Below are 22,968 nucleotides of genomic sequence, written 5' to 3' on the forward strand. Positions count from 1 at the left end.
ATGGCACTCTTCGGCCGGACCCCGGCCCTGCCCACCCCCGACCAGGCCCTGCGCGGCCGCTCCGAGCCCGAGTTCACGGTCCCGGAGCGGCACACGGTCCTCGGCACCCCGCTGCTCGGCCCGTACCCGGAGGGCCTGGCGGTCGCCGACTTCGGCCTCGGCTGCTTCTGGGGCGCCGAGCGCGTCTTCTGGAAGACGCCGGGCGTGTGGACGACACTCGTGGGCTACCAGGGCGGCTCCACCGAGCATCCGGTGTACGAGGAGGTCTGCTCGGGGCTGACGGGCCACGCGGAGACGGTCCGCGTGGTCCACGACCCGTCCACCGTCTCCTACGAGGCGCTGCTGAAGCTCTTCTGGGAGAACCACGATCCGACCCAGGGCTTCCGGCAGGGAAACGACGTGGGCACGCAGTACCGTTCGGCGATCTACACCCACTCCCCCGCGCAGGCCGCTGCCGCGGAGGCCTCACGTGCGGCGTACCAGCAGGTCCTGACCGGCTCCGGCCACGGCACGATCACGACGGCGATCCTCCCGGCACAGGACCGCGTCTTCTATCCGGCGGAGCCGGAGCACCAGCAGTACCTGGACAAGAATCCGGGCGGGTACTGCGGGATCGGGGGGATGGGGGTGTCGTGTCCGGTGGGAGTCTCCCCGGCGCGTGAGGTCTCGGAGGAGTAGCCACGGCGCGTCGCGCACAGGGAGTCTGCACTTCATGAGGCCGTGTCCGGCCCCACCGCTGCTCACTCGACGTCGATGCCGAAATCGCGTACGAGCTCTTCCAGGCCGCCCGTGTAGCCCTTGCCGCCTAGGACGAAGTCCCAGTCGCCGTTGGGCCGGTGGCGGAACGAGCCGAGGACGAGGGCGGTCTCTCCCGGTCGGCCGTCGGAGACTTCCAGCCGCCCCAGTTCCGTCAGCGCCGGGTCCAGCAGACGGATGCCGGCGTTCGTGAACCCCGAAAGGTCCGCATCAGGGTTGGTCTCCGGATCGACCGCGGCCACCAGGACGAACCGGTCGGCAGCGGCGGGCAGTCCGTCGAAGGAGACGCAGATGGCAGCCTTGTCCGGTGCGGTGGCGGGCAGAGCACGCACGGAACCGTCAGGGGTCCGCGGGTTGTTGAAGAACACGAAGTGGTCGTCGCTGAGCACCCGGTTGCCCTGGCAGACGAGGGCACAGACGTCGAGGCAGACGTCTCCGGTCCAGGACATGCCCAGGACGTTGTAGTCGTCGGGAAGCCGGAGGTCGGGAACCGTCGCCGTGGAATTCGCCGATGCGGGCGAGGCGTCACCGCCCAGACGTCCGCGCAGCCCGTGGCGATGGAGCAGGTCGACGAGTTCCGTCCCCGAGATCAGCTCCAAGGGTTTCCCGTTGGCGAACGTGTGCGAGCCCGGGCCGAACTTCGAGGTCGTGACGAGGACGCCCTTGTTGGCACCGGCGTCCTGGACCGTCCCGTACAGATCGCGCACCGCGGTCGGCGGCACGGTGTTGCGGTAGCGCTTCACCTGAACGACGATCTTGCCGCCCCTGATGGGCGCCGGATCCAGTGCGTCGACGTCCACGCCACCGTCGTTGGAGCGCTGAGTGGTGACCGCCTGCATCCCCATGGCGCGGAACAGCTCGGCCACCAGGTTCTCGAACGCGATCGGATCCATGGCGTACAGATCCGGATCGTCGTCCGTGCCGTGGGTGACGACGCGGTTCCCGATGTCCTGCGGTAAGCGTCCCGGGCGCACCGGCGTCAGTTGGTCCGGGCGGACGGAGAGCTGTCCGTGCAACGCGTCGGCCAGGCAGCTGAGGGGGTCCACCTGCTCGATGTGCAGCCCGCGGAAGGTCATGCCGGGCGCCATCACGGTCGCCAGATAGATGCGCCCGCGAATCCCCGTCGCCGGGTCGTGCCCGTCCACGAAACCGTTCAGGGTCACGGACTCGATCACGCCCGACTCGTCGGCGGCGAAGACGTCGTGCAGCACGAGCAGCACGCACTGCGCCAGGACCTCGCGATAGACCGAACGCCGCTGACCGACCGGACGTGCTGTCTCCTTCTCCTGGTCCGTACTGGACAGGTATCGGACGGCCTTGGCCTCGGGGACGATGTCGAAGCCGGGGAGTTCCCAGTCGAGAACCAACTGCCCGGCCGCCGCGTCATAGGCTGCGGCAACCTGGCGGGGAAACCCTTCCGGCCACGCGGTCGACGCGTAGAGCGCCGCTGAGAAGTACTCGACCACGGCATCCGGATCGCGACGGCGCACTCCCTCGGTCAGCTCGGCGATCCCCGTGTTGTGGCGCCGGGTGTCGGCCAGTTGGGCATCCGCCCACTGCTCGTACTCCCTTTGATACGCGGCAAGTTGTTGGAGTCGCTGCGCCTCGGCAGTTTGGGCCGCGTGCCAGTCCCGTTCGAAGCGTGCCCTCGCCTCGGCCTGCGCCTGAGCTCTGCGGCCGGCCGTCCAGCCGCCCTGCGCCTGGTAATGGTCGCCGACCGGCATGGACACAGGCTGCCCGAGCCGACCCGGCGCGAAGGGAGCGATCTGCTCCGGGCGCAACAGCGACGACGCGCTGAAGGCCGGGGTCCGGCACCCGGTGGCGAGAAGGTTCTGGAGCACGGTGATCTGGGCGTCCAGTTCCTCGGTGCGGCGCGCTGCCTCGGCCTGTCGGTACTCGCGGTAGCTCTGGGCGGCTCGCCGCTGATGGGCGCGCGCCTGCTGCTCTTCGAGGCGCTGCCGCCGGGCCTCGGCCTCCACCTGACGCTGCTGCTGCCTCTGCATCTCGGCCCAAGCACCGACCATGCCACCAGAACGACGACTCATGTTCCGCATGCCCTCCCCAAGGCGCTCTGGTTGTCCCCACAACCAGTTGTACCGAGCGACTTTATCCGGCGGCGCGTTGGTGTCTGGGCCGTTCAGAGGGAGTGGACGAACACCCGCCAAGCGGTGCCGGTGAGCGTGACGACCGGGCCGTCGGGGTTCTTGCTGTCCCGGACCGGGACGATGCCGGGGACTCCGTCGGCTACCTCGACGCAGTGACCGCCGTCGCCGTTGCTGTAGCTGCTCTTACGCCACAGTCGGGGGTTCAAATCGTTCAGGGTGCTTGCCATTTCGGTAGTCCTCCGCCGCTGCTTCGATCAGCCTGATGGACGCCTCTGGAGCGAGAGCGGTGGCTCTGAGACGGTCATACGCCTTCGCATACTGCCGCACGAGAGCGGGATCATCGATCAACTGCCCGCTATACATGCCCTCCGTGTACATGAGCGGCGGTTCGTCCGGAAAGGTCAAGAACCTCGCTGTGCCCATCATGAAGGGGTGCGGCCCCGCATTCCGCAGAAGGACCTGCGGAATGAATCGGCGCTTACGGGCGAGCGCCGCCACGTGGGCAAGCTGCTCCGCCATGTCCCCCTGTGGGAGCACCGGTTCGTGAAGTATCGACTCGTGCAACACCGCCCAGGTCTCCGGGCCGTCCGACTCCTCGACGAGATCGGCGCGGCCACGCCTGTCCGCGACCTTCGCCGCCAGCAGGTCGTCGGAGGTCGACGGGTGGGCGGCCAGTACCACCGCCCGGATGTACGGCTCTAGCTGAAGCGGGCCAGGGAGCAGGCACGGCCCCCACTCCTCGATCTCCGTAGCACGGCGCTCCGAAGCGAGCACATCAGCGAAGTACTCGGCGTGCGTACCCCTCCGTGCCCTGCGCACATCCTCACAGCACCGCTCGAAGAACCCATCCGTACCCAGTACTTGATCGGCGTGCCGGGCCAGGTCCAGCGGCATCCGGCGCTCCCCGCGCTCGATGTCGCTGAGGTACGTCTTGCCGTAGAAACTCCCCCGTACCAGGTCCTCCAGGGAGAGCCCGGCGGCCTCGCGTTTCCACCTCAGCTCCTTGCCGTAGAAGGTCGGAACGCTCATGGAGCCGTCGATGTCCCTGCGTCGCGCCATCGTTCACCGTCCGGGCGAGAGGCGTCCGCAGGCCGGTCTGCGGACACGAAGTCCCTTTTACGGTACGTGCGGTGGCGTCAAGGTGTGAGTGGTTCGTCACACAGAGCGCACGACACACGGCACAGGAAGGCGTCCGCCCATGACCGGCCCCCACCCGCCCCGTCCCACGAGGATCGACCTGTTGGCCACCCCGAAGGCGGTACCTGAGCTGCGGCACAGATTGCGCGGCCACGGCTTCGAGGTGCAGCTCTGCGTCAGCGAGTTGGTGACGAACGTGATCGACCACCTCGGGGAGGGGACACCGGTGACCGTGCGAGTCCGCCACGGGGACGATGGCCGTACACGGATCGAGGTCACCGACCCCGATCCGCGGGCGCTGCCCGTTCTCCTGCATGCGATGCCCGGCGACGAGTCCGGGCGCGGGCTCGCGCTGGTCGGCGCGGTCGCCGTGCGCTGGGGCGTACGGCAGGGGGCGCACGACAAGACGGTGTGGTGCGAGGTCGCCGGTCCCCCGGGGCGGAAAATCACTGGTCCCGCCACCCGCGCCGCCACATCCTGAACCCCATGACCACCGCACCCCGCCACGAGATCCGCGCCGCGTACACGGCGTCGACGGTCACCGTCTACCAGGCGTACCGCCCGGAGATCGGTCTCCCCGCCGCCCGCGACGGGCGCTTCCCCGCGCTCTGGAAGCGGGACCGGATGACGTGGGTCAAGCCGTCGTTCCTGTGGATGATGTACCGCTGCGGCTGGGCGGAGAAGCCCGGGCAGGAGGTGGTGCTCGCCGTGGAGATCACGCGGGAGGGGTTCGAGTGGGCGCTGCGGCATGCGTGCCTGTCGAGCTATACGCGCTCCGTCCACAGTGATCAGGCAGAGTGGAAGCGGGAGTTGAGGCGGTCGCCCGCGCGGGTGCAGTGGGATCCCGAGCGGGATATGCGGCTGCAGCCGCTGGCCCACCGGTCGCTCCAGCTCGGGCTCTCCGGCGAGGCCGTGCCGCGGTACGCGGACGAGTGGACGGTCGGCATCAGGGATGTGACGCCGCTCGCGCGGGAGGTGCGGGCCGCCGTCCGTGACGGCGACCAGGCAGGGGCCGTCCGGCTGCTTCCCGCCGAACGGCCCTACCCCAGCGCGGAGTTGAGCCTCGGGCACCTCGTGCCCTGACCGTCCCCTCAGTCCGCCACAGCCGCGAACATGCCCGGCTCGTAGGAGCCCCCGGCAAGGTGCACGATCACGTTCATCCTGGTCGCCGCGTTGATCAGGGAGACCAGGCAGACCAGGGCGCCGACCTCGTCGTCGTCGAAGTGCTTGCGGACCGACTCCCAGGTCTCGTCGGAGACACCGTGGTCGCCGAGCAGGGTGCCCTCCTCGGCGAGGGCGAGCGCGGCCCGCTCGGCGTCGCTGAACACGGTGGTGTGGCGCCAGGCCGCGACCAGGTTGATGCGCACCGCGCTCTCGCCCGCGAGTGCGGCCTCCTTGGTGTGGGCGTCGACGCAGAAGCCGCAGCCGTTGAGCTGACTGACCCGCAACTGCACCAGTTCCCGAAGGGACTTGGGGAGCGTGGAGCCCTCCAGGGCCAGCGAGACGTTGTAGAAGCGCTTGGCGACCTTCGCCGCGGTCGGGCTGTCGAAGAGGTTGAAGCGGGGACTCGCGGTCATGGTGACTCCTCCGTGGTGGTGGCCGGGTCGGCCCCGGCGTGTCGTGCACAAGACCCCGGCCGCCCCCTGTCCGTGACAGCTCCGCACGGCTGCGCCTGCACCTTTGCCCCGCCTTTGCTGATTGTTCTACTATGACGCTAACAAGTAGCGAACATTCAGCGGACGGAGTCACCATGCCGATCTCCTCAGCTCCCCGGGCCCTCCTGGCCGGGCTGCCGTTCGCCGCGGCCGCCCTCGTCGCGAGCGCCGTCCGCACCGCCCTGCGGGACCGGCTCCCCGACCCCATGGCCACCCACTTCCCGGGCAGCGGGCCGCCCGACGGGTTCTCGTCGGGGAGCGGCTTCCTGGTCGTAGGTCTGCTGATGCTGGTCGGGACCGGAGCGCTGTTCGGCGTCGTCGCGGGCCGGCAGCGGGTCGGCGCCGCGCGGTGGACCGTGGTGCTGGGCTGGGGCACGGCGGGGCTGCTGGGGTCCGTGGCGGTCTCCGTGCTGCGGGTCAACGCCGCCGTGGGCGATGCCCATGACGCCCGTATGCCCTGGTGGCACCTGGCCGTGGCGGGTGCGGTCGCCGCTGTCGCGGGTGCGGGCGGGTGGCTGCTCACCCGGGGCTGGCCGCGCACGTGGGAGGTCGGCGAGGGCACGGCCGGGACCTCGCTGGCGCTGCGCGACGGGGAGCGGGCGGTCTGGGTCCGGCGGGCCGGATCGCTGCCCCTCACCCTGCTCGGCTCAGCCCTGATCGCGGCCGGGCTGGTGGCCGCCGCCCTGGTCGGCTGGTGGGGTCTGCCGGTCGCGGGCGCGGGTCTCGCGTCGCTGGGGTTCGGCCGGGTCCAGGTGACCGTCGGCCCGCAGGGGCTCGTCGTGGCACAGAGCGGGCTGCGGTGGCCGCGGGTCCGGATACCTCTGGAGCAGGTCGAGAGCGCCTCCCGGCGTACCATCAGCCCGCTCGGCGACTTCGGCGGCTGGGGGTACCGGGTGCGGCCGGGCGCGACCGGGGTGGTCCTGCGCGCGGGCGAGGCCCTGGTCGTACGACGGACGGGCGGACGCGAGTTCGCCGTCACCGTCGACGACGCCGGGACCGCCGCAGCCCTGCTCAACTCGCTCGTCGCACGAAAGGACAGCCCGTGCTGATCCGTGTGGACCCCGGCTCCGCCACTCCCCTCGGCGACCAGATCGCGGCGCAGGTCCGCCGCGCCGTCGCCGACGGGGACGTGGCCCCGGGAGAGCGGCTGCCCTCGGCCAGGGCGCTCGCCGACTCGCTGGGGGTCAATCTGCACACCGTGCTGCGGGGCTACCAGCGGCTGCGCGACGAGGGCGTCATCGAGCTGCGGCGCGGTCGGGGCGCGGTGGTGCTCGGCGGGGCCGCGACCGCGGGACGGGCGCGGCTGGCCGAGAAGGTGCGGGCGCTGGTGTCGGAGGGGCGGCGGCTCGGGCTGAGCGACGAGGAGATCGTGGGGCTGGTGCGCGGCGGGCTCACGCCCTGACACCCGCGGCCGTCACGCGGGCCCGGCATCCCGCATCTTCGCCGCCGTGGCCGCGGCGTCGTACCCCTTCGGCACGCCGTCCAGGAGGACCAGCTCCCCGGGGATGTGGTCCGTGCGCAGCGGCAGGATCGCCCGGTAGGCGTCGGACGCGTACCAGGCGTGGGCCCGGTCCAGGTCCGGGAACTCGAGGATGACCAGGTCGCCGAGGCGCTCCCCCTCCATCCACTCGCCGGGCTTGCCGTGCGACAGGAAGCGGCCGCCGAACGGCTCGAAGGTTCCCTGCACGCGCTCGATGTACTCCAGGACATCGGGGTGCACGGGCTGGGTGGGGCGCAGTACGGCGATGGCGTAGGCGGTCATGAGCGAGCCCTCCTCGGGTCCGGCCGGATAGGGGGATCCTGCCGGAGCCCGGGGAGGGCGTCGATGACCTCTCAGGTCATCATGAGGTGTCCCTCAGGCCATGAGAGGTGGTTCGGCACGGGCTCAGATGGTGGCCGTGTCGATCACGAAGCGGTAGCGCACGTCGGAGTTGATGACGCGCTCGTACGCCTCGTTGATCCGGCTCGCCTCGATCAGCTCGATCTCGGCGCCCAGGCCGTGCTCGGCGCAGAAGTCCAGCATCTCCTGGGTCTCGGCGATGCCGCCGATCGCGGAGCCGGCGAGCACCTTGTTGCCGCCGATCAGCGAGAACAGGTTGAGCGAGATCGGCTCCTCGGGGGCGCCGACGTTCACCAGGGCGCCGTTCGTCTTCAGCAGGCCCAGGTACGCGCCGAAGTTCAGCGGGGCGGAGACGGTCGACAGGATGACGTCGAAGGAGCCGGCCAGCTCCTCGAAGGTCTTCGGGTCGCTGGTCGCGTAGTAGTGGTCGGCGCCCAGCTTCAGGCCGTCGTCCTTCTTGCGCAGCGACTGCGACAGGACGGTCACCTCGGCGCCCATGGCGTGCGCCAGCTTGACGGCCATGTGACCGAGGCCGCCCAGGCCGATCACGGCGACCTTGCGGCCCGGGCCCGCGTCCCAGCGCTTGAGCGGGGAGTACGTGGTGATGCCCGCGCAGAGCAGCGGCGCGGCCACGTCCAGCGACAGGCCGTCCGGGATGCGCAGGGTGTAGGCCTCGTCGACGACGACCTTCTGCGAGTAGCCGCCGTAGGTGGGCTCACCGTCGTGGCCGACGGCGTTGTAGGTGCCGACGTTGCCCCGCAGACAGTGCTGCTCGTTGCCGGCCAGGCAGTTCTCGCACTCGCGGCAGGAGTCGACCATGCAGCCGACGCCGACCCGGTCGCCGACCTTGAACTTGGTGACACCGGAACCGACGGCCTCGACGACACCGGCGATCTCGTGCCCGGGGACCATCGGGAAGATGGCCTCGCCCCAGCCCTCACGGGCCTGGTGGATGTCGGAGTGGCAGATTCCGGCGAACTTGATGTCGATCAGAACGTCGTGCTCGCGCACGTCACGGCGCTCGATGGTGGTGCGCTCCAGCGGGGCCTTCGAGCTGGGCGCGGCGTAGGCGGCAACTGTGGTGGTCATGGATGCAAGCCTGCCCGAGCCGGACCCCTGCTGCGACATCTGCGCAGGTCACCCCTTTGCGTACGACCAGTGGTCCTACTACTGACGGGGTCAGGCTCACTGTCGTACGACCGGGAATACTGGACAGCATGGACGACAACCCCACCCTGGACCGCCGCGCCGAACTCAGCGAGTTCCTGCGCACCCGGCGGGCCCGGCTCAAGCCCGAGGACGTGGGGCTCTCGGCGGCCGGGCGGCACCGCCGGGTGCCGGGACTGCGCCGCGAGGAGCTGGCCCAGCTCGCCGGGGTCTCGGTCGCGTACTACACGCGCCTGGAGCAGGGCAACGGGCGCAATGTGTCGGCGGAGGTGCTCGACGCGATCGCGCGCGCCCTGCGGCTGAGCGACACCGAGCACGCCCACCTGGTCCATCTGGCGAAGCCGACGCAGGCCCGCCGCAAGCAGCGGGCGCCCCGGCGGCAGCAGCAGGTGCGGCCGGCGCTGCGGCACCTCCTGGAGAACCTGGAGGGCGTGCCCGCATACATCGGCGGGGCGCGCTCGGACATCCTCGCCTGGAACCGGATGGCGGCGGCCCTCTTCGGCGACTGGGGCGCGCTGACGCCGTCCGAGCGGAACTGGGCACGGCTCACGTTCCTCGACCCCGCCTACCGCGAGCTGTTCCTCGACTGGGAGCAGAAGGCGTCGGACATGGTCAGCTATCTGCGGCTCTACGCGGGCCGCAACCCGGAGGACCCGGATCTGTCGGCGCTGGTGGGTGAACTCTCCGTCAAGAGCGAGGAGTTCAGGAAGCTGTGGGCCACGCACGACGTGAAGGAGAAGGGGCACGGGGTGAAGCGGATGCGGCATCCGCTCGTCGGTGAACTGACCTTGTCCTACGAGACGTTGCACCTGCCGGACGACGACGGGCAGTTCCTGTCCGTGTACCACGCCGAGCCGGGGACGGCCTCGGCGGAGGCGCTGCGGCTGCTGGCCAGCTGGGGGGCCGACGCCACGACGGTGCCCCGCTAGGTCGCGTCGATCGCGGCTGCGGGCCGGTGAGGGCCGGTCGCGGACGAACGCGAGCGCGGCCCGCCCCGGTCCGAGGACCAGGACGGGCCGCGGCCCACGCGCGCTACGTCACTTACCGAGATACGCGTTGTAGATCGTGATCGTCGACGTGTTGCCCTTCTTGTCGGTGATCTTGGCGCGGAGCGTGATGCCCTTGCCCTTGGCCGGGTTCTTCACGCTGACCTTGCCGCTCTTGACGGTGACCTTCTTCCAGTTCTTGCCGTCGTCGTAACTGGTGTAGACCGAGAGCGACTTGAGGTTGGAGCCGGCCGCCGCGCCGGTCACGGCGACCGGGACGGACTGGGTCTTGCCGGCCGTGGCGCGGCTGTCGGAGCCGACCGCGGGGGTGAACCGCACGCCGGCCGCCGGGAGCGTGGCGAAGTCGGCGGGCTTCTTCGAGCGGAACGTCCAGGAGGCGTCGACCCGGGTGGATACCGCGGCGACCTTGGTGCTGCGCTTCACCGACGTGGTCAGCTTGTACGCGGCGTCGCCCGACGGAACGGTGAACACCTCGTCACCGAAGAGCGGGTCCGTGTGCGAGCCGACCTTGGTGCCGTTGCGGTACAGCGTGGTGGCCACCGAGGTGTAGTCCGAGGAGCCCGCGTGCGTCATGCCGTCGGCGACCAGCGGCACGTATCCGAAGATGTCGTTGCCGTCGCGGAAGAGACCGTAGTCACCGCCCACGCGCGGCGCGAAGACGGCCGTGTTGAACGTCTTCGCGTACTTCTGGCCCGCCTTGAAGGTCTGCGGGGTGCCGAGCGAGTACGAGGCGTCCGGGATCGGGTTGCCCTCCGCGTCCTTGCCCGCGATCTGCAGGAAGTCGTACGTCCACTGGATCTTGTCGTTCGTCGACAGGTACAGGGTGCGGGTGCCGGGCAGCTTCTGCTCGACGGGGGCGCCCACGACGAAGTCGTCGGAGAACACTCCGACGGGCACCAGCGCGCCGGTCTTCCTGGCGGTCGAAGCGCCCAGGGTGTTGGCCACCGTGGCGAGTTCGGACTTCTTGTAGTGCTTGGACTTGTCGCCGACGATGTGCTTGACCTTGGCCGTGGTCGCGACGTCGTACTCGGCGGAGCCGCCCTTGCTCCACTGGCCGAACCAGGTCTGCGACAGGCCGCTCGGCACGTCCGCGCCGAGGCCCGCCATGCGGATGTCCGCGAACGAGCCGAGCGGGAGCGTGAGGTTCACCTCCCCCGGGTCATACGTGTATCCGATGCTCGCGCTGACCGGCTTGGCCGCCGTGTCCGGGACCGTGATGTCGGCCGCCTTGGTCTTGCGGGCGTCCAGCGTCAGGCTGGTGTTCTTGGTGACGCTGAGCTTCGGCTGGGCGAACCAGTCGACGCCGCCCTTGAAGTTGACGGTGTCCTTGACCAGCCACGCGTCCAGCAGGTAGTCGCCCTTGGGCACGCGCAGCGTCACCGTGCCGGAGTCGCTGGGCTCGGCCGAGTAGTACTGGTTCTTGGCGAGCCCGGTGTAGCCGATCAGGTCGCTCAGGTACGTCGACAGCGGCTTGCCGTCGCGGCCGAGGTGCTTGAGCGTCACGTCGTACGACTCGATCTCGCGCTGCACCGCGGCGGCGGTGCGCACGGTCTGGCCGTCGCCGGTCGCCGTGATGTACGCCGAGTAGGAGCCGTCGGCGGTGCCGCCGAGCCGGGTGTCGGCGGTCACGTCGGCCGAGGCGGTGCCGCCCGCCGGGACCGTCACCGTGGTCGAGCCGAGCGTGAAGAAGCCCGCCGGAGCCGGCTGCCCCTTCGGGCCCGTGCCCTGGACGGTGAGGTCGAGGGTGACGTCCTTCGTCCCGGTGTTGCGGTACGTGACCTGCTTGGTCAGCGGCTTGTCGTCGGTGTGCGGCCACTGCGCGACGCCGAACCCGACGGAGACCGGGTCGGCGAACACGGTCTGCCCGATGGCCTTGTCGACCTGGATCCGGCCGCTGCCCTGCTGGAACGGGGTGAGGCCCGCGGTGCCCTTGGCCGAGCCGACCAGGGCGCCCTTGAGCTGCGTGTACGTCCAGTCCGGGTGCTGCTGCTTGAGGATCGCGGCGGCACCGGCGACGTGCGGCGTCGCCATCGACGTACCGGAGATGGTCAGGTACCCGGCCGGCTTCTCGCCGACCTCCTGGGCGATGACACTGCCCGGCGCGGCGGCCGCCGTGATGTCGACGCCCGGCGCGGTCACGTCCGGCTTGATGCCACCGTCGCCGACGCGCGGGCCGGTGGAGGAGAAGTCGGCGAGCTTGTCCTTGTCGTCGACGGCGCCGACGGTCAGGGCCGCGTCGGCGCTGCCGGGCGAACCGATGGAGTTCGGGCCCTCGTTGCCCGCCGCGATGGCGAAGAGGATGCCCTTCTCCTGCGACAGCTTGTTGACCTCGGCCTCGAGCGGGTCGATCTCGGGGGTGTCGCCGCCGCCCAGGCTGAGGTTCACGATGTCGGCGCCCTGCGCGGCCGCCCACTCCATGCCGGCGAGGATGCCGGAGTCGTCGCCGAAGCCGTCGTTGTCGAGCACCTTGCCGTTGAGCAGCTTGGCGCCGGGGGCGACGCCCTTGTACAGGCCGCCCGACTTGGCGCCCGTGCCGGCCGCGATGGACGCGACGTGGGTGCCGTGGCCGAAGTGGTCGGTGGCGTCGGGCGCGGCGGAGAAGTTCTTCGACTCGACGACCTGGCTCTTCAGGTCGGGGTGCGTGGCGTCGACGCCCGTGTCGAGCACGGCGATCTTGACGCCCTTGCCGTCGTACCCGGCGGCCCAGGCGGTGGGCGCGCCGATCTGCGGCACGGACTTGTCCAGGCTCGCCCGGCGGATGCCGTCGAGCCAGATGCGGCTCACGCCGGAGGCGGTGGTCCCGTCCCGGTCGGTGACGGCGTCCCACAGCTTCACCGCGTCGGTCCTCGGCGTGGTGACCGCGTCCGCGTTCAGCGCCTTCAGCGAGCGGCGCACCGTCGTGTCACCGGCGTCGCGCACCTCGGCCCGGGCACCGGCCGCCGCGCCCTTGTAGCCGACGATGACCTTGAGGCCGCTCTTCTGGGCCTTCTTGTACGACGCCTTGGACAGCTCGGTGATGTCGAAGAGCCGCTGGTCCAGCTTTCCGGCGGCTATCAGGCGCTGGGCGTCGAGAGGCACCACATAGGTGTGGCCCGCGACCGTGCGGGTCAGCACGGGTATGTGCGTGCGCCCCGCGGCCGGCTCCACCCCGGCCGGCCGGCCCTTGGCGTCCACCGCGACCCGGTCGCCGGTGATGAGCGTGATGTGCGTCCTGGGCTTGAACTGCTGCCCCGCGCCGGCGTGCGCGGCGGCCGCGGGCGCGGAGTGCGCCGGCAGGGCGACCCCCGCGGTCACGGCGACGGCGGCGGCACCGGCGACGAGCGCCGCCCGACGCGTCCGAGAATGTGACTGTCTGTGCAACTTTCCCCCTGGAAACGGTGGTTCACCGCAGGGGGCAGGATGAGAGAAACCCCCTGCGCCTACAGATGGCTCAGGGGGTTCACAGGTTGCACCGATCACCGGGAATTCTTTACTTGGCCTTTTCGTTCTCGGTGATCTTGATCTGGCCCTTGCGGATCGTCGCGAGGCGCGGGGCCTTGCGGGCGATCGCCGAGTCGTGGGTGACCATGATGAACGTGAGCCCGTGCTCCTTCCACTGGGTCTCCAGGACGTCCATGATCTCGTCGCGCATGGACTCGTCGAGGTTGCCGGTGGGCTCGTCGGCGAGGAGCACCTTCGGGTTCTTCACCAGCGCGCGGGCGATGGCCACACGCTGCTGCTGACCACCCGACATCTCCGACGGCAGATGGGTCAGCCGCTCGCCGAGCCCCACGGACTTCAGCGCCTCCGCCGCCCTCTCCCGCCGTACGGCACCCTTCAGGCCCAGCGGGACCAGCGCGGTCTCCACGTTCTCCTGCGCGGTCAATGTCGGGATGAGGTTGAAGGACTGGAAGACGAACCCGATGGACTCGGCGCGGACCTTGGTCAGCCGGGCCTCGGGCAGCGTGGCCAGGTCGGTGCCGTCGAGTTCGACGCTGCCCGCGGTGGGCCGGTCGAGGCCGCCGAGCATCTGGAGCAGCGTCGACTTGCCGCCGCCGGTCGGGCCCTGGATGACGAGCCGGTCGCCGTCGCCGATGGTCAGGTCGACCCCGGCGAGCGCGTCGATGCGCTCCTTGCCGCGCTGGTACTGCTTGGTGACGCCTCTGAGCTGATACATGGGGCAACTCCTGTGGTGCGTAAGGAAGTCGGAACGGCCGGTGGGCTACTCGACGCGGCGCAGCGCGTCCGCGGGGCGCAGCCGCGAGGCCCGCCAGCCGCCGAACGCGCCGGCGATCAGGCCGCCCGCGACGGCGAGGCCGACCGCGAGGGCGATGGTGGTGCCGGAGACCGGCGCGGTCAGCGCGATGTCGAGGGTCTTGCCCGCGGCCTGGCGCATGCCGCCGGGGCCACCGCCGCCGGGACCGCCCATGCCGCCCCCGCCGCCGAAGCCGCCGCCACCGGTCGAGCCGAGGGACGCGCTCAGCGTCGGGCTGATCGCGGTGACCGCGTACGCGCCGGCCAGGCCGACCGCGATGCCGAGGACACCGCCGATGAGCCCGTTGACGACGGCCTCGCCGATGACCTGCCGGGTGACCCGGCCGGACTTCCAGCCGAGCGCCTTGAGCGTGCCGAACTCCCGCACCCGGCGGGAGACCGCCGACGAGGTGAGCAGGCCCGCGACGAGGAACGCGGCCACGAGCACCGCGATGGACAGCCACTTGCCGACGTTCGAGGCGAGCGAGGAGGCCGTGGAGAGCGAGCCGGAGACCGTCTTGGCGAGGTCGGCGGAGGTGGTGACCGTGGTGCCCGAGACGTTCTTGCTGATGGCCGACTTCACCGCGTCGATCTGCTGCGAGTCGGTCGCCTTGACGTAGACCGTCGTCACCTTGTTCTTCATGTCGGCGACGGTCTGGGCCTGCTTCAGCGGGATGTAGAGGTTGGCCGCCGAGTCGCCGCTGTCCGCGGTGGAGACGCCGATGACCTTGAACTTCGTCCCGTGGACGGTGACGCTGTCACCGACGGCGAGCTTCTTCTCCTTGGCGTACGAGGCGTCGGCCACGGCCACTTCGGCGTTCGTCTCGGACGTCTTGAAGGTCCGGCCCTTGGTGATCTTCGAGGTGGTCAGCGGGCCGAGGTTCTGCTTGGTGACGTCGGTGCCGTACACCGAGAAGGAGTTGACGTCGAAGTTGGCGCCGCCGCCCTCGACGCGGCCCTGCGGCTGGCCGTTGCCGCCGCCGCTGCGGCCACCGGGTCCGCCCTGGCCCTGCTGCCCCTGGCTCTGGTCCTGCTTGAACTGGCCGCGCGTGAACTGCCCGCTGACCTTCATGACCTGGAGGTTCAGGCCGCCCACGGTGTCGGCGACGCCCTTCTGGCCGGCCACCTCGGTGACCGTGGAGGAGGCGAGCGTCTGGAAGCCCTGGACGATGACGCGGTCGGTGGACTGCTTCTTGTCGGAATCGCTGTCCTGTGCGCCGAACTTGAAGTTCGGCCGCGCGTTGTCCCCGGTCTGCGCCGCGGCCGCCTTGGTGACGGTCATGTCGGTGCCGAGGCCGTACAGGGACTGCAGGACCTTGTCCTGCGCCTTGTTCATGCCGGAGGACACGGAGCTGACGACGATGACGAGCGCGATGCCGAGGGCGAGCCCTGAGGCGACGACCAGCGCCGCCTTTCTGCGGCGGCGCAACTCACGCCTGAGGTAGGTGAAGAACATGTGGCAGCCTCGCCGGATGACGGCCCGCGGGATCGGGGCGCTGAAAGGAATCAGCGGAACCGTATTGAGGTGCTGTAAGGGTTCCGTGAGGTGCCGATGAGAACGGGATGAGACCCGGGTCGGGCCGCTTTCGACACACGCCCTAGGCCGCGCCGGCGTTCTCCGCGACCGAGATCCGCCCCTTCCGGATCGTGGCCAGCCGCGGAGCGGCCTGCGCCAGCGCCGAGTCGTGGGTGACCATGATGAACGTCAGGCCGTGCTCCCGCCACAGCCCTTCCAGTACGTCCATGATCTCGTCGCGCGTCGACTCGTCGAGGTTGCCGGTGGGCTCGTCGGCGAGGAGCACCTTCGGGTTCTTCACCAGCGCGCGGGCGATGGCCACGCGCTGCTGCTGACCACCCGACATCTCCGACGGCAGATGGGTCAGCCGCTCGCCGAGCCCCACGGACTTCAACGCCTGTGCCGCCCGCTCCCGCCGTACGGCGCCCTTCAGGCCCAGCGGGACCAGCGCGGTCTCCACGTTCTCCTGCGCGGTCAGCGTCGGGATCAGGTTGAAGGACTGGAAGATGATGCCGATCTTCTCGCTGCGCACCGTCGTCAGCTTCGCCTCGGAGAGCGTCGCGAGATCGGTGCCGTCGAGGTGGACACTGCCCGCGGTGGGCCGGTCGAGGCCGCCGAGCATCTGGAGCAGCGTCGACTTGCCACCGCCCGTCGGGCCCTGGATGACGAGCCGGCCGCCGTCCTCGACGGTCAGGTCGACACCGCGCAGGGCGTCGACGGTCTCTTTGCCGCGCTGGTACTGCTTGGTGACGCCGCGCAGTTCGTACATGGTGAACTCCTGTCAGGGGAAGGGGCGGTGGGGCTACTCGACGCGGCGCAGCGCGTCCGCGGGGCGCAGCCGCGAGGCCCGCCAGCCGCCGTACGCACCGGCGATCAGGCCGCCGCCGATCGCCAGGCCCGCGGCGAGCGCGATCGTGGAGAGGCTGACCGGGGCCGAGAGCGCCACGTCGATGGTGCTCGCCGCGGACGAGCCGCCGCCGGGGCCGCCTCCCATGCCGCCCCCGCCGCCGGGACCGCCCATGCCGCCGCCACCGCCGCCGGTGGAGCCGAGGGACGCGGTCAGGGTCGGGCTGAAGGCCGTCACGGCGTACGCGGCGACGACGCCGAGCGCGATGCCGAGAACACCGCCGATGAGCCCGTTGACGATCGCCTCACCGGCGACCTGCCGGGTCACCCGGCCGGACTTCCAGCCGAGCGCCTTGAGCGTGCCGAACTCCCGCACCCGGCGGGAGACCGCCGACGAGGTGAGCAGCGCGGCGACGACGACGGCCGCGGCGAGCACCACGACGGAGAGCCACTTGCCCACGCTGGAGGCGAGGTCGGAGGCGGTCGACAGCGAGCCGGAAACGGTGTCGGCGAGGTCGGCGGAGGTGGTGACCGTGGTCCCCGAGATGTTCTTCTTGATCGTCGCCTTGACGGTGTCGATCTGCTGGGAGTCGGCGGCCTTCACGTAGATGGTGGAGACCTTGTTCTTGGCGTCGGCGAGCGTCTGCGCCTGCTTCAGCGGCAGGTACACGTCGCCGGTCGAGTCACTGCTGCTCGCCTGCGCGATGCCGATGACCTCGTACTTCACCTTGTTGATGGTGAGGGTGTCGCCGACGGCCTTGGAGTTCTCCTTGGCGTACGACGTCGAGAGGACCGCCGCCCTGGCGTTCGTCTCGGCCGCCTTGAAGGTCCGCCCCTTGGTGATCTCCATCGTGGAGAGCGGGCCGAGGCCCTGGTGCGCGACGTCGATGCCGTACACGGAGTACGAGTTGACGTCGAAGTTCGCTCCGCCGCCCTGCACGCCGCCCTCGCCGCCGCCACCGGGACTGCCCTGCCCGCTCTGGCCGCTCTGGCTCTGGGCCTTCCCCTGGCTGAACCGGCCGGAGACCTTCATGACGTCGAGGGTGAGCGCGCCGGTCGCCGAGTCGACGCCCTTCTGCCCGGCGACGTCGTCGATCAGCGACGCCTTGAGGGTCTGGCCGCCGGACGTCATGACGCGGTCGGTCGACTGTGTCGTGCTGGAGTCGTCGTCGCCCTTGGCGTCGAACGTGAAGTCGGGGCGGTCTCCCCCGTTCTTCGACGGCGCCTCGGCCGCCTTGGTCACCGTCATGTCGGTGCCGAGCCCGTAGAGCGACGCGAGAACCCTGCTCTGGGCCTGCTTCATCCCGGCCGAGACCGACGTGACCGTGATGACCAGCGCGATGCCGAGCGCGAGCCCGGAGGCGACGACGAGGGCCGCCTTCCGGCGCCGCCTCAATTCGCGCCTGAGGTAGGTGAGGAACATGGACCGGACAGTAGGGACGCCGCTTCGCAGTGAGCTGTGAGCCGCATGCGGTCTTCATATGTGCCGGATGAGAACACCGTGAAGGAAAGACACCGTGAACGCGCTGATCCCCGGTACACGGGGTGTACCGGGGATCAGTGGGATGGCGTCTCGGGTCAGGCGGCGGAGCCGGCCTTCCACTCCGCCCAGCTCAGGTTCCAGCCGTTGAGGCCGTTGTCCGGCTGGACCGTCTTGTCGCCGGTGTTCTTCACGATGACGACGTCGCCGACCATCGAGTTGTCGTAGAACCAGGCGCCCGGGGTGCTGGAGTCGCCCGCGCCCTTGGCGTCGGAGAGGCCGACACAGCCGTGGCTGGTGTTCACCGAGCCGAAGATGGACTTGGCGCCCCAGTAGTTGCCGTGGATGAACGTGCCGGAGTTCGACAGACGCATCGCGTGCGGCACGTCCTTGATGTCGTACTCGCCCTTGCCGTCGTCGTCCGTGAAGCCGACCGTCGCGCCGTTCATCCGGGTCTCCTTGAACTTCTCGGAGATCACCATCTGGCCCTCGTACGTCTTGTTCTCGGGCGAACCGGCGGAGATCGGGATGGTCTTGACGACCTTTCCGTCACGGGTGACGGTCATCTGCTTCGTCTTGGCGTCGACCGTGGAGACCTGGTTGCGCCCGACCTTGAAGGTGACCGTCTTCTGCTGCACACCGGTCACGCCGCTCGCGCCCTCGACGCCGTCGAGGTCGAGCTTCAGGGTGACGGTGGAGCCGCCCTTCCAGTAGTCCTCGGGGCGGAAGTCCAGGCGGTTGGCGCTGAACCAGTGGCCGACGACCTCCTGGCCGCTGCTGGACGACACGGAGATGTGGGACTGCACATCCGACTTGTTCGTGATCGCCTTGTCGAAGTTGATCGAGACCGGCATGCCGACGCCGACGGTCGAACCGTCCTCCGGCGTGAAGTTGCCGATGAAGCTGTTGGCCTGGGAGACCGTCGTGAACTGCGAGTTCTCGTGCGCGGCGCGGCCGTCGGAGTCCTTCGCCACGGCGGCGATCTTGTACGTGGTCGCACGCGCGAGCTGGTTGGTGGGCTTCCAGCTCTTCTTGTCCGCGGCTATCTGGCCCGCGACGGCGGTCCCGTCGGCCGTGGTCATCTTGACCTCGGTGAGCGAGCCCTTGCTCACGGTGACCTTGGCGGCGTTGTTGATGCTCGCGTTGTCGGAGCCGTCCTTGGGCGCGATCTTGATGTCGGCCTCGGACGTCTTCTTGGCCGCGGCCTCGTCGGCCTGCTGCTGCGTCTTCTCGCCACTGCCCGACGCGGCACTGTCGCCGTCGCCGCCGCTGCACGCGGAGAGCACCAGAACACCGCCGAGCAGGGCGGACGCGGCCATCAGACCCTTGCGCCGCTTACCGTCCGTCATCACACGCTTCTCCATAGTCGCCGATTTGCCGGGTCTCCCCGGAGGAACACAGAGGTTCCCCCTACCCATACATAACGCAGTGACCGCTCAAGGCCGTTCCCGAGGAGCCCCGATGTGGGGGACACCACGTGGAAAAAGGGGTGACCACCGATGCACCCGTGGTAACAGCGGAACCCCGGGGCGGCGGTCACCGCCCCGGGGTTCCCCGTCGCACCGACCGCTACACGTCGTTCTCGCCGTCCTCCCCGTCATCATCCTCGTCGAGGTCCCAGTCCGGCGAATCGGGGTCGTAGTCGACCTGTTCGCTGGACCACGAGGCCTGGACGAGTTCGGCGCCCGGCACGTCGGCGACCAGGTCGAACGGGTCCACCAGATACGCGACGGCCTCCGCCTCGTCCTCCTGCACGGCGCTCTCGGCGTGCGCCCGCTCGCCCTCCGGCAGCTCCCCCTCGGCGGCGGACTCGGCGACGCGCTGCAGGGCGCCGCCGGTCAGCGCCTCCCCGTCGACGACCTCCAGGACCAATTCCACCTTCAGGCGAACAAAACGTGACGTCTCATCAGTACTCATGACGCGGAGCGTACGGCCCGCGACCCTCGCGGCTTTCCCGTGACCCGCCCCTGTCACTAGGATCGGCTCACACGGCCAATTCGCCAGCGCCACAAGGGGGATCGCTTCCGTGTCCGCCGCACGCCGATCACTGTTCACCGCCACCGCCGCCGGGACCCTCCTGGCCGCCCTGTGGTTCGTCCCCAGCGCCACCGCGAACCCGGGACACACCTCCACCGCCGACCAGGAGCGCACCGCCGCCACGGTCGACGCCCCGTCCGACCGCCAACTCCGCCTGGCCGACACGGGAACGGTGGACACCACCCCGTACGTCGTCGGCGGCTCGGCCTTCCTGGGCCTGGGCGTGGCTTTCGTGACGTACTCGGTCCGCAGAGAACGGACGGCCGAGTAGAGGGGCGCCCCGCAAGGGGCGCGGGGAACTGCGCGACCAGCCACAGCCCACCCGCGCCCGCCCACGAGACATCCCAGTCGTAGACGCCAGGGCACGACCGGCTAGGCCAGCGCCCCGGTCACCGTCTCAACGGCCTCGACCAGCGCCCCACTTCGCACAAACGCGTCAGCGGCAGCGAGATCGGGCGCCAGGAACCGGTCGGGCCCGGCCCCCTGGACCCCGGCCTCCCGAGCGGCAGCGATCACCGCGCGGGACGCGGGAGCGGCACGCAGCCCTTCCCGCAGTTCGACACCCCGGCTCGCCGCGTACAGCTCGACGGCCACGATCCGCGCCAGATTGTCGACGGCCGTGCGCAGCTTGCGCGCCGCCGACCACCCCATGGACACGTGGTCCTCCTGCATGGCGGAGGACGGGATCGAGTCGGCCGACGCCGGCACGGCGAGCCGCTTCAGCTCGCTCACCAGCGCGGCCTGCGTGTACTGCGCGATCATGAGTCCGGAGTCCACCCCGGCGTCGTCCGCGAGGAACGGCGGCAGGCCGTGCGAGCGGTTCTTGTCGAGCAGCCGGTCGGTGCGCCGCTCGGCGATGGAGCCGAGGTCGGCGGCGGCGATGGCGAGGAAGTCGAGGACGTAGGCGACCGGCGCGCCGTGGAAGTTGCCGTTGGACTCCACGCGCCCGTCGGGCAGCACCACGGGATTGTCGACGGCGGCGGCCAGCTCCCGCTCGGCGACGAGCCGCGCGTGCGCCATGGTGTCCCGCCCGGCCCCGGCGACCTGCGGAGCGCACCGCACGGAGTACGCGTCCTGCACGCGCGGCGCGTCGGCCGTGATCTCGCTGTGCCGCCCGGTGAGCTCGGAGCCCTTCAGTACGGCCAGCATGTTGGCGGCGGAGGCGGCCTGCCCGGGGTGCGGCCGGATGGCGTGCAGCTCGGGGGCGAGCACCTTGTCGGTGCCGAGCAGCGCCTCGAGCGACATCGCGGCGGTGACGTCGGCGGCCTTGTAGAGGTTGTCGAGGTCGGCGAGGGCCATGACGAGCATGCCGAGCATGCCGTCGGTCCCGTTGAGCAGGGCCAGGCCCTCCTTCTCGCGCAGCTCGACCGGTGCGATGCCGTGCTCGGCGAGCAGGTCGCCGGCGGGCCGCACGACCCCGTCGGGGCCCTCGGCGTCCCCTTCGCCCATGAGCGCGAGCGCGCAGTGGCTGAGCGGGGCGAGGTCGCCGGAGCAGCCGAGCGAGCCGTACTCGTGGACGACCGGCGTGATCCCCGCGTTGAGCACGTCCGCCATGGTTTGGGCGACCTCGGGACGGACGCCGGTGTGTCCGGAGCAGACGGTCTTCAGGCGCAGGAACATCAGCGCGCGCACCACTTCGCGCTCCACGCGCGGGCCCATGCCGGCGGCGTGCGAGCGCACGATGTTGCGCTGGAGCTGGGCGCGCAGCTCGGGGCTGATGTGCCGGGTGGCGAGGGCGCCGAACCCGGTGGAGACGCCGTAGACCGGTTCGGGCTTCGCGGCGAGCGCGTCGACGATCTCGCGGGCCGCGGTCAGCGCCGCGACGGCCTCGGCGGAGATTTCGATCCGGGCGTCGTGGCGGGCGACGGCGACGACATCGGCAGCGGTGACCCCGGCTGTCCCCACCACCACAGTGTGCATATCCATATTCAGGAGCGTACGCAGTGAATCTCTGGATGTCACGACCGAGTTCCGGGAAAGACCCTTACTGGTCGAGGCCCCTGATCCGGCGCCGCTCGCGCTCGCCGGCGACCGGCGGCGGGGCGTCGGCGAGCCGGACCACCGGGTCGTCGAGGCCGCCGTCCCGCCCGGCGACCACCGGCCGCGCGGCGCGCTCCGCCTTGGCCTTGTACTGGGCCGCGTCCGCGAGCCGGAACAGCCGGCGCGCGCTCCTGACCTCGCCGATCGGGTCCCCGGTCGAGGCGATGCCGACCGCGACGCCCTCGCCCAGCTCCATCTCGGCGGCCCGCGAGCAGATCTCGTCGCCGACCCGCACCACGTCGTCGGCGGGCGGCCCGACGGCCAGCAGGCAGAACTCGTCGCCGCCGAGCCGCGCCACGAGCGCGCCGGGCAGCATCGCGCCGCACAGGGACAGCACGGACCCGAACCGTTCGAGGAGGCGGTCGCCGATCGCGTGGCCGAGGGTGTCGTTGACCCGCTTGAGCCCGTTCAGGTCGCACACCACGAGGCTGACCACGGCGTCCTCCGCCCGGTGCCGCTCCACCGCCCGGTCGAGGCGTATGTCGACGGCCCGCCGGTTCGCGAGGCCGGTCAGCGCGTCCGTGAAGGCCAGCCGCCGGGCCTCCTCCAGGCGCTCGGTCTGCGCGAGTCCGGCGGCCACCACGGCGGCCAGTACGGTCGCGAGGTCGGCGTCCGCGGGCACGAACGCGGGCACGCCGCGCGGCCGCGCCACGTACAGCTCGCCCCAGGCCCGCCCGTGCAGCACGACCGGCGCGACGACACAGCTCCCGCGCCCCCGGCGGCGCAGCGCGGCGACCCGCTGGTGGCAGTACCCGGCGCGCTCGACCGGCCCCGCGGCGGTCTCCACCCACGCGTCGGGCTCACCGCCGCCGGCCCACCGCTCGTGCAGGAACTCGGTGATCTCCGGGAACTGGTGCACCGGATAGGTCTCGTCCTCGGGGAACTCCTCCTCGTCGGCCGCGCGCTCCCCGACGTTGACGAGGACCCGCAGCTGCCCGCGCTCGCGCTCCCACACCGAGAGCGCGGCGAAGTTCCCCGACAGGGCGTGGCAGGCCCCGAGCGCGGCCGCCCGCCAGGACTCCCGCGGGGACTGCGCCGCCGCCATGCCCTGTGCGAGCATCACGACGGCCCGCAGCCGGACATCCTCACCCATTGCTCCAGGTTAGGTACATTCCCGGCATTACGGTGAATTGTGTACGCCCGATCCAG

Annotated in this window: 22 protein-coding genes; 7 read left to right on the forward strand and 15 right to left on the reverse strand. The window is 70.6% G+C overall.

Going from position 1 to position 22,968, the window contains the following annotated elements:
* The gene (gene msrA / locus ABT127_RS14250; RefSeq protein ID WP_351448684.1) at positions 1–678 is read left to right on the forward strand and encodes a peptide-methionine (S)-S-oxide reductase MsrA; all 678 of its coding nucleotides are present in this window, start codon (positions 1–3) and stop codon (positions 676–678) included.
* A gap of 62 nt (positions 679–740) precedes the next feature.
* On the opposite strand, the gene ABT127_RS14255 is transcribed toward msrA, so the two are convergent.
* The 3 genes from ABT127_RS14255 to ABT127_RS14265 form a co-directional block, all read right to left on the reverse strand.
* Entirely contained in the window at positions 741–2,801 is a 2,061-nt protein-coding gene (locus ABT127_RS14255) for a restriction endonuclease (protein ID WP_351448687.1), read from the reverse strand.
* A gap of 92 nt (positions 2,802–2,893) precedes the next feature.
* Positions 2,894–3,088, reverse strand: coding sequence for a DUF397 domain-containing protein (locus ABT127_RS14260; protein ID WP_351448690.1), 195 nt, complete (start codon positions 3,086–3,088; stop codon positions 2,894–2,896).
* Entirely contained in the window at positions 3,045–3,890 is an 846-nt protein-coding gene (locus ABT127_RS14265; protein ID WP_351448693.1) for a helix-turn-helix domain-containing protein, read from the reverse strand. The genes ABT127_RS14260 and ABT127_RS14265 overlap by 44 nt, the downstream gene beginning before the upstream one ends.
* Before the next feature lie 169 nt (positions 3,891–4,059).
* Between ABT127_RS14265 and ABT127_RS14270 the strand changes: the two genes are divergently transcribed.
* Positions 4,060–4,479 (forward strand): ATP-binding protein, encoded by a 420-nt coding sequence (locus tag ABT127_RS14270; RefSeq protein WP_351448696.1) that lies wholly within the window; start codon positions 4,060–4,062, stop codon positions 4,477–4,479.
* A gap of 5 nt (positions 4,480–4,484) precedes the next feature.
* Positions 4,485–5,081 carry a DUF4291 domain-containing protein gene (locus ABT127_RS14275; RefSeq protein WP_351448698.1) on the forward strand — a complete coding sequence of 199 codons (597 nt, stop codon included), beginning with the start codon at positions 4,485–4,487 and terminating at the stop codon, positions 5,079–5,081.
* 8 nt (positions 5,082–5,089) lie between these two features.
* Here ABT127_RS14275 and ABT127_RS14280 read toward each other — a convergent pair whose 3' ends face one another.
* Complete coding sequence (locus ABT127_RS14280) at positions 5,090–5,575, reverse strand: carboxymuconolactone decarboxylase family protein (RefSeq protein WP_351448700.1); 486 nt, start codon at positions 5,573–5,575, stop codon at positions 5,090–5,092.
* 173 nt (positions 5,576–5,748) lie between these two features.
* Between ABT127_RS14280 and ABT127_RS14285 the strand changes: the two genes are divergently transcribed.
* Positions 5,749–6,702, forward strand: coding sequence for a hypothetical protein (locus ABT127_RS14285; protein ID WP_351448703.1), 954 nt, complete (start codon positions 5,749–5,751; stop codon positions 6,700–6,702).
* Positions 6,696–7,055, forward strand: a complete 360-nt coding sequence (locus ABT127_RS14290) for a GntR family transcriptional regulator (RefSeq protein ID WP_351448705.1) — start codon at positions 6,696–6,698, stop codon at positions 7,053–7,055. The genes ABT127_RS14285 and ABT127_RS14290 overlap by 7 nt, the downstream gene beginning before the upstream one ends.
* Positions 7,056–7,067: 12 nt before the next feature.
* On the opposite strand, the gene ABT127_RS14295 is transcribed toward ABT127_RS14290, so the two are convergent.
* On the reverse strand, positions 7,068–7,415 hold the full coding sequence (locus tag ABT127_RS14295; RefSeq protein WP_351448708.1) for a DUF1330 domain-containing protein: 348 nt from the start codon (positions 7,413–7,415) through the stop codon (positions 7,068–7,070).
* 123 nt (positions 7,416–7,538) lie between these two features.
* A complete protein-coding gene (locus ABT127_RS14300) occupies positions 7,539–8,582 on the reverse strand; it encodes an NAD(P)-dependent alcohol dehydrogenase (RefSeq protein WP_351448711.1) in 1,044 nt (347 codons plus the stop codon).
* Between the two features lie 119 nt (positions 8,583–8,701).
* Here ABT127_RS14300 and ABT127_RS14305 point away from each other — a divergent pair, with 119 nt between their 5' ends.
* Positions 8,702–9,589 (forward strand): helix-turn-helix domain-containing protein, encoded by an 888-nt coding sequence (locus ABT127_RS14305; protein ID WP_502971705.1) that lies wholly within the window; start codon positions 8,702–8,704, stop codon positions 9,587–9,589.
* Positions 9,590–9,697: 108 nt separating this feature from the next.
* Here ABT127_RS14305 and ABT127_RS14310 read toward each other — a convergent pair whose 3' ends face one another.
* The 7 genes from ABT127_RS14310 to ABT127_RS14340 all read right to left on the reverse strand — a co-directional run bounded on the left by ABT127_RS14310 (position 9,698) and on the right by ABT127_RS14340 (position 19,659).
* A complete protein-coding gene (locus ABT127_RS14310) occupies positions 9,698–13,027 on the reverse strand; it encodes a S8 family peptidase (protein WP_351448716.1) in 3,330 nt (1,109 codons plus the stop codon).
* A gap of 109 nt (positions 13,028–13,136) precedes the next feature.
* On the reverse strand, positions 13,137–13,823 hold the full coding sequence (locus ABT127_RS14315; RefSeq protein WP_351448719.1) for an ABC transporter ATP-binding protein: 687 nt from the start codon (positions 13,821–13,823) through the stop codon (positions 13,137–13,139).
* 45 nt (positions 13,824–13,868) lie between these two features.
* Positions 13,869–15,356: an ABC transporter permease gene (locus ABT127_RS14320; RefSeq protein WP_351448722.1), complete on the reverse strand. Its 1,488-nt coding sequence runs from the start codon at positions 15,354–15,356 to the stop codon at positions 13,869–13,871.
* 142 nt (positions 15,357–15,498) lie between these two features.
* On the reverse strand, positions 15,499–16,185 hold the full coding sequence (locus tag ABT127_RS14325; protein WP_351448725.1) for an ABC transporter ATP-binding protein: 687 nt from the start codon (positions 16,183–16,185) through the stop codon (positions 15,499–15,501).
* Between the two features lie 33 nt (positions 16,186–16,218).
* Positions 16,219–17,685: an ABC transporter permease gene (locus ABT127_RS14330; protein WP_351448728.1), complete on the reverse strand. Its 1,467-nt coding sequence runs from the start codon at positions 17,683–17,685 to the stop codon at positions 16,219–16,221.
* A 155-nt stretch (positions 17,686–17,840) separates the two neighbouring features.
* Positions 17,841–19,106, reverse strand: a complete 1,266-nt coding sequence (locus ABT127_RS14335; RefSeq protein WP_351448731.1) for a L,D-transpeptidase — start codon at positions 19,104–19,106, stop codon at positions 17,841–17,843.
* A 205-nt stretch (positions 19,107–19,311) separates the two neighbouring features.
* Positions 19,312–19,659 (reverse strand): hypothetical protein, encoded by a 348-nt coding sequence (locus tag ABT127_RS14340; RefSeq protein ID WP_351448734.1) that lies wholly within the window; start codon positions 19,657–19,659, stop codon positions 19,312–19,314.
* 109 nt (positions 19,660–19,768) lie between these two features.
* On the opposite strand from ABT127_RS14340, the gene ABT127_RS14345 reads away from it, so the two are divergent.
* A complete protein-coding gene (locus ABT127_RS14345; RefSeq protein WP_351448736.1) occupies positions 19,769–20,050 on the forward strand; it encodes a hypothetical protein in 282 nt (93 codons plus the stop codon).
* Positions 20,051–20,151: 101 nt separating this feature from the next.
* On the opposite strand, the gene hutH is transcribed toward ABT127_RS14345, so the two are convergent.
* Both hutH and ABT127_RS14355 read right to left on the reverse strand, forming a co-directional pair.
* Positions 20,152–21,699, reverse strand: coding sequence for a histidine ammonia-lyase (hutH, locus tag ABT127_RS14350; RefSeq protein ID WP_351449088.1), 1,548 nt, complete (start codon positions 21,697–21,699; stop codon positions 20,152–20,154).
* Between the two features lie 64 nt (positions 21,700–21,763).
* Positions 21,764–22,912 (reverse strand): GGDEF domain-containing protein, encoded by a 1,149-nt coding sequence (locus tag ABT127_RS14355; protein ID WP_351448739.1) that lies wholly within the window; start codon positions 22,910–22,912, stop codon positions 21,764–21,766.
* Positions 22,913–22,968 lie beyond the last annotated feature (56 nt).

This window comes from Streptomyces sp. NPDC001904, from assembly GCF_040297005.1.
GTDB lineage: Bacteria > Actinomycetota > Actinomycetes > Streptomycetales > Streptomycetaceae > Streptomyces.

Bases quoted from the DNA above. Each gene is read 5' to 3' on its own strand.
- msrA (WP_351448684.1), top strand. From the start codon at position 1: ATGGCACTCTTCGGCCGGACCCCGGCCCTGCCCACCCCCGACCAGGCC.
- ABT127_RS14255 (WP_351448687.1), bottom strand. From the start codon at position 2,801: ATGAGTCGTCGTTCTGGTGGCATGGTCGGTGCTTGGGCCGAGATGCAG.
- ABT127_RS14260 (WP_351448690.1), bottom strand. From the start codon at position 3,088: ATGGCAAGCACCCTGAACGATTTGAACCCCCGACTGTGGCGTAAGAGC.
- ABT127_RS14265 (WP_351448693.1), bottom strand. From the start codon at position 3,890: ATGAGCGTTCCGACCTTCTACGGCAAGGAGCTGAGGTGGAAACGCGAG.
- ABT127_RS14270 (WP_351448696.1), top strand. From the start codon at position 4,060: ATGACCGGCCCCCACCCGCCCCGTCCCACGAGGATCGACCTGTTGGCC.
- ABT127_RS14275 (WP_351448698.1), top strand. From the start codon at position 4,485: ATGACCACCGCACCCCGCCACGAGATCCGCGCCGCGTACACGGCGTCG.
- ABT127_RS14280 (WP_351448700.1), bottom strand. From the start codon at position 5,575: ATGACCGCGAGTCCCCGCTTCAACCTCTTCGACAGCCCGACCGCGGCG.
- ABT127_RS14285 (WP_351448703.1), top strand. From the start codon at position 5,749: ATGCCGATCTCCTCAGCTCCCCGGGCCCTCCTGGCCGGGCTGCCGTTC.
- ABT127_RS14295 (WP_351448708.1), bottom strand. From the start codon at position 7,415: ATGACCGCCTACGCCATCGCCGTACTGCGCCCCACCCAGCCCGTGCAC.
- ABT127_RS14300 (WP_351448711.1), bottom strand. From the start codon at position 8,582: ATGACCACCACAGTTGCCGCCTACGCCGCGCCCAGCTCGAAGGCCCCG.
- ABT127_RS14315 (WP_351448719.1), bottom strand. From the start codon at position 13,823: ATGTATCAGCTCAGAGGCGTCACCAAGCAGTACCAGCGCGGCAAGGAG.
- ABT127_RS14320 (WP_351448722.1), bottom strand. From the start codon at position 15,356: ATGTTCTTCACCTACCTCAGGCGTGAGTTGCGCCGCCGCAGAAAGGCG.
- ABT127_RS14325 (WP_351448725.1), bottom strand. From the start codon at position 16,185: ATGTACGAACTGCGCGGCGTCACCAAGCAGTACCAGCGCGGCAAAGAG.
- ABT127_RS14330 (WP_351448728.1), bottom strand. From the start codon at position 17,685: ATGTTCCTCACCTACCTCAGGCGCGAATTGAGGCGGCGCCGGAAGGCG.
- ABT127_RS14335 (WP_351448731.1), bottom strand. From the start codon at position 19,106: ATGGAGAAGCGTGTGATGACGGACGGTAAGCGGCGCAAGGGTCTGATG.
- ABT127_RS14340 (WP_351448734.1), bottom strand. From the start codon at position 19,659: ATGAGTACTGATGAGACGTCACGTTTTGTTCGCCTGAAGGTGGAATTG.
- hutH (WP_351449088.1), bottom strand. From the start codon at position 21,699: ATGCACACTGTGGTGGTGGGGACAGCCGGGGTCACCGCTGCCGATGTC.
- ABT127_RS14355 (WP_351448739.1), bottom strand. From the start codon at position 22,912: ATGGGTGAGGATGTCCGGCTGCGGGCCGTCGTGATGCTCGCACAGGGC.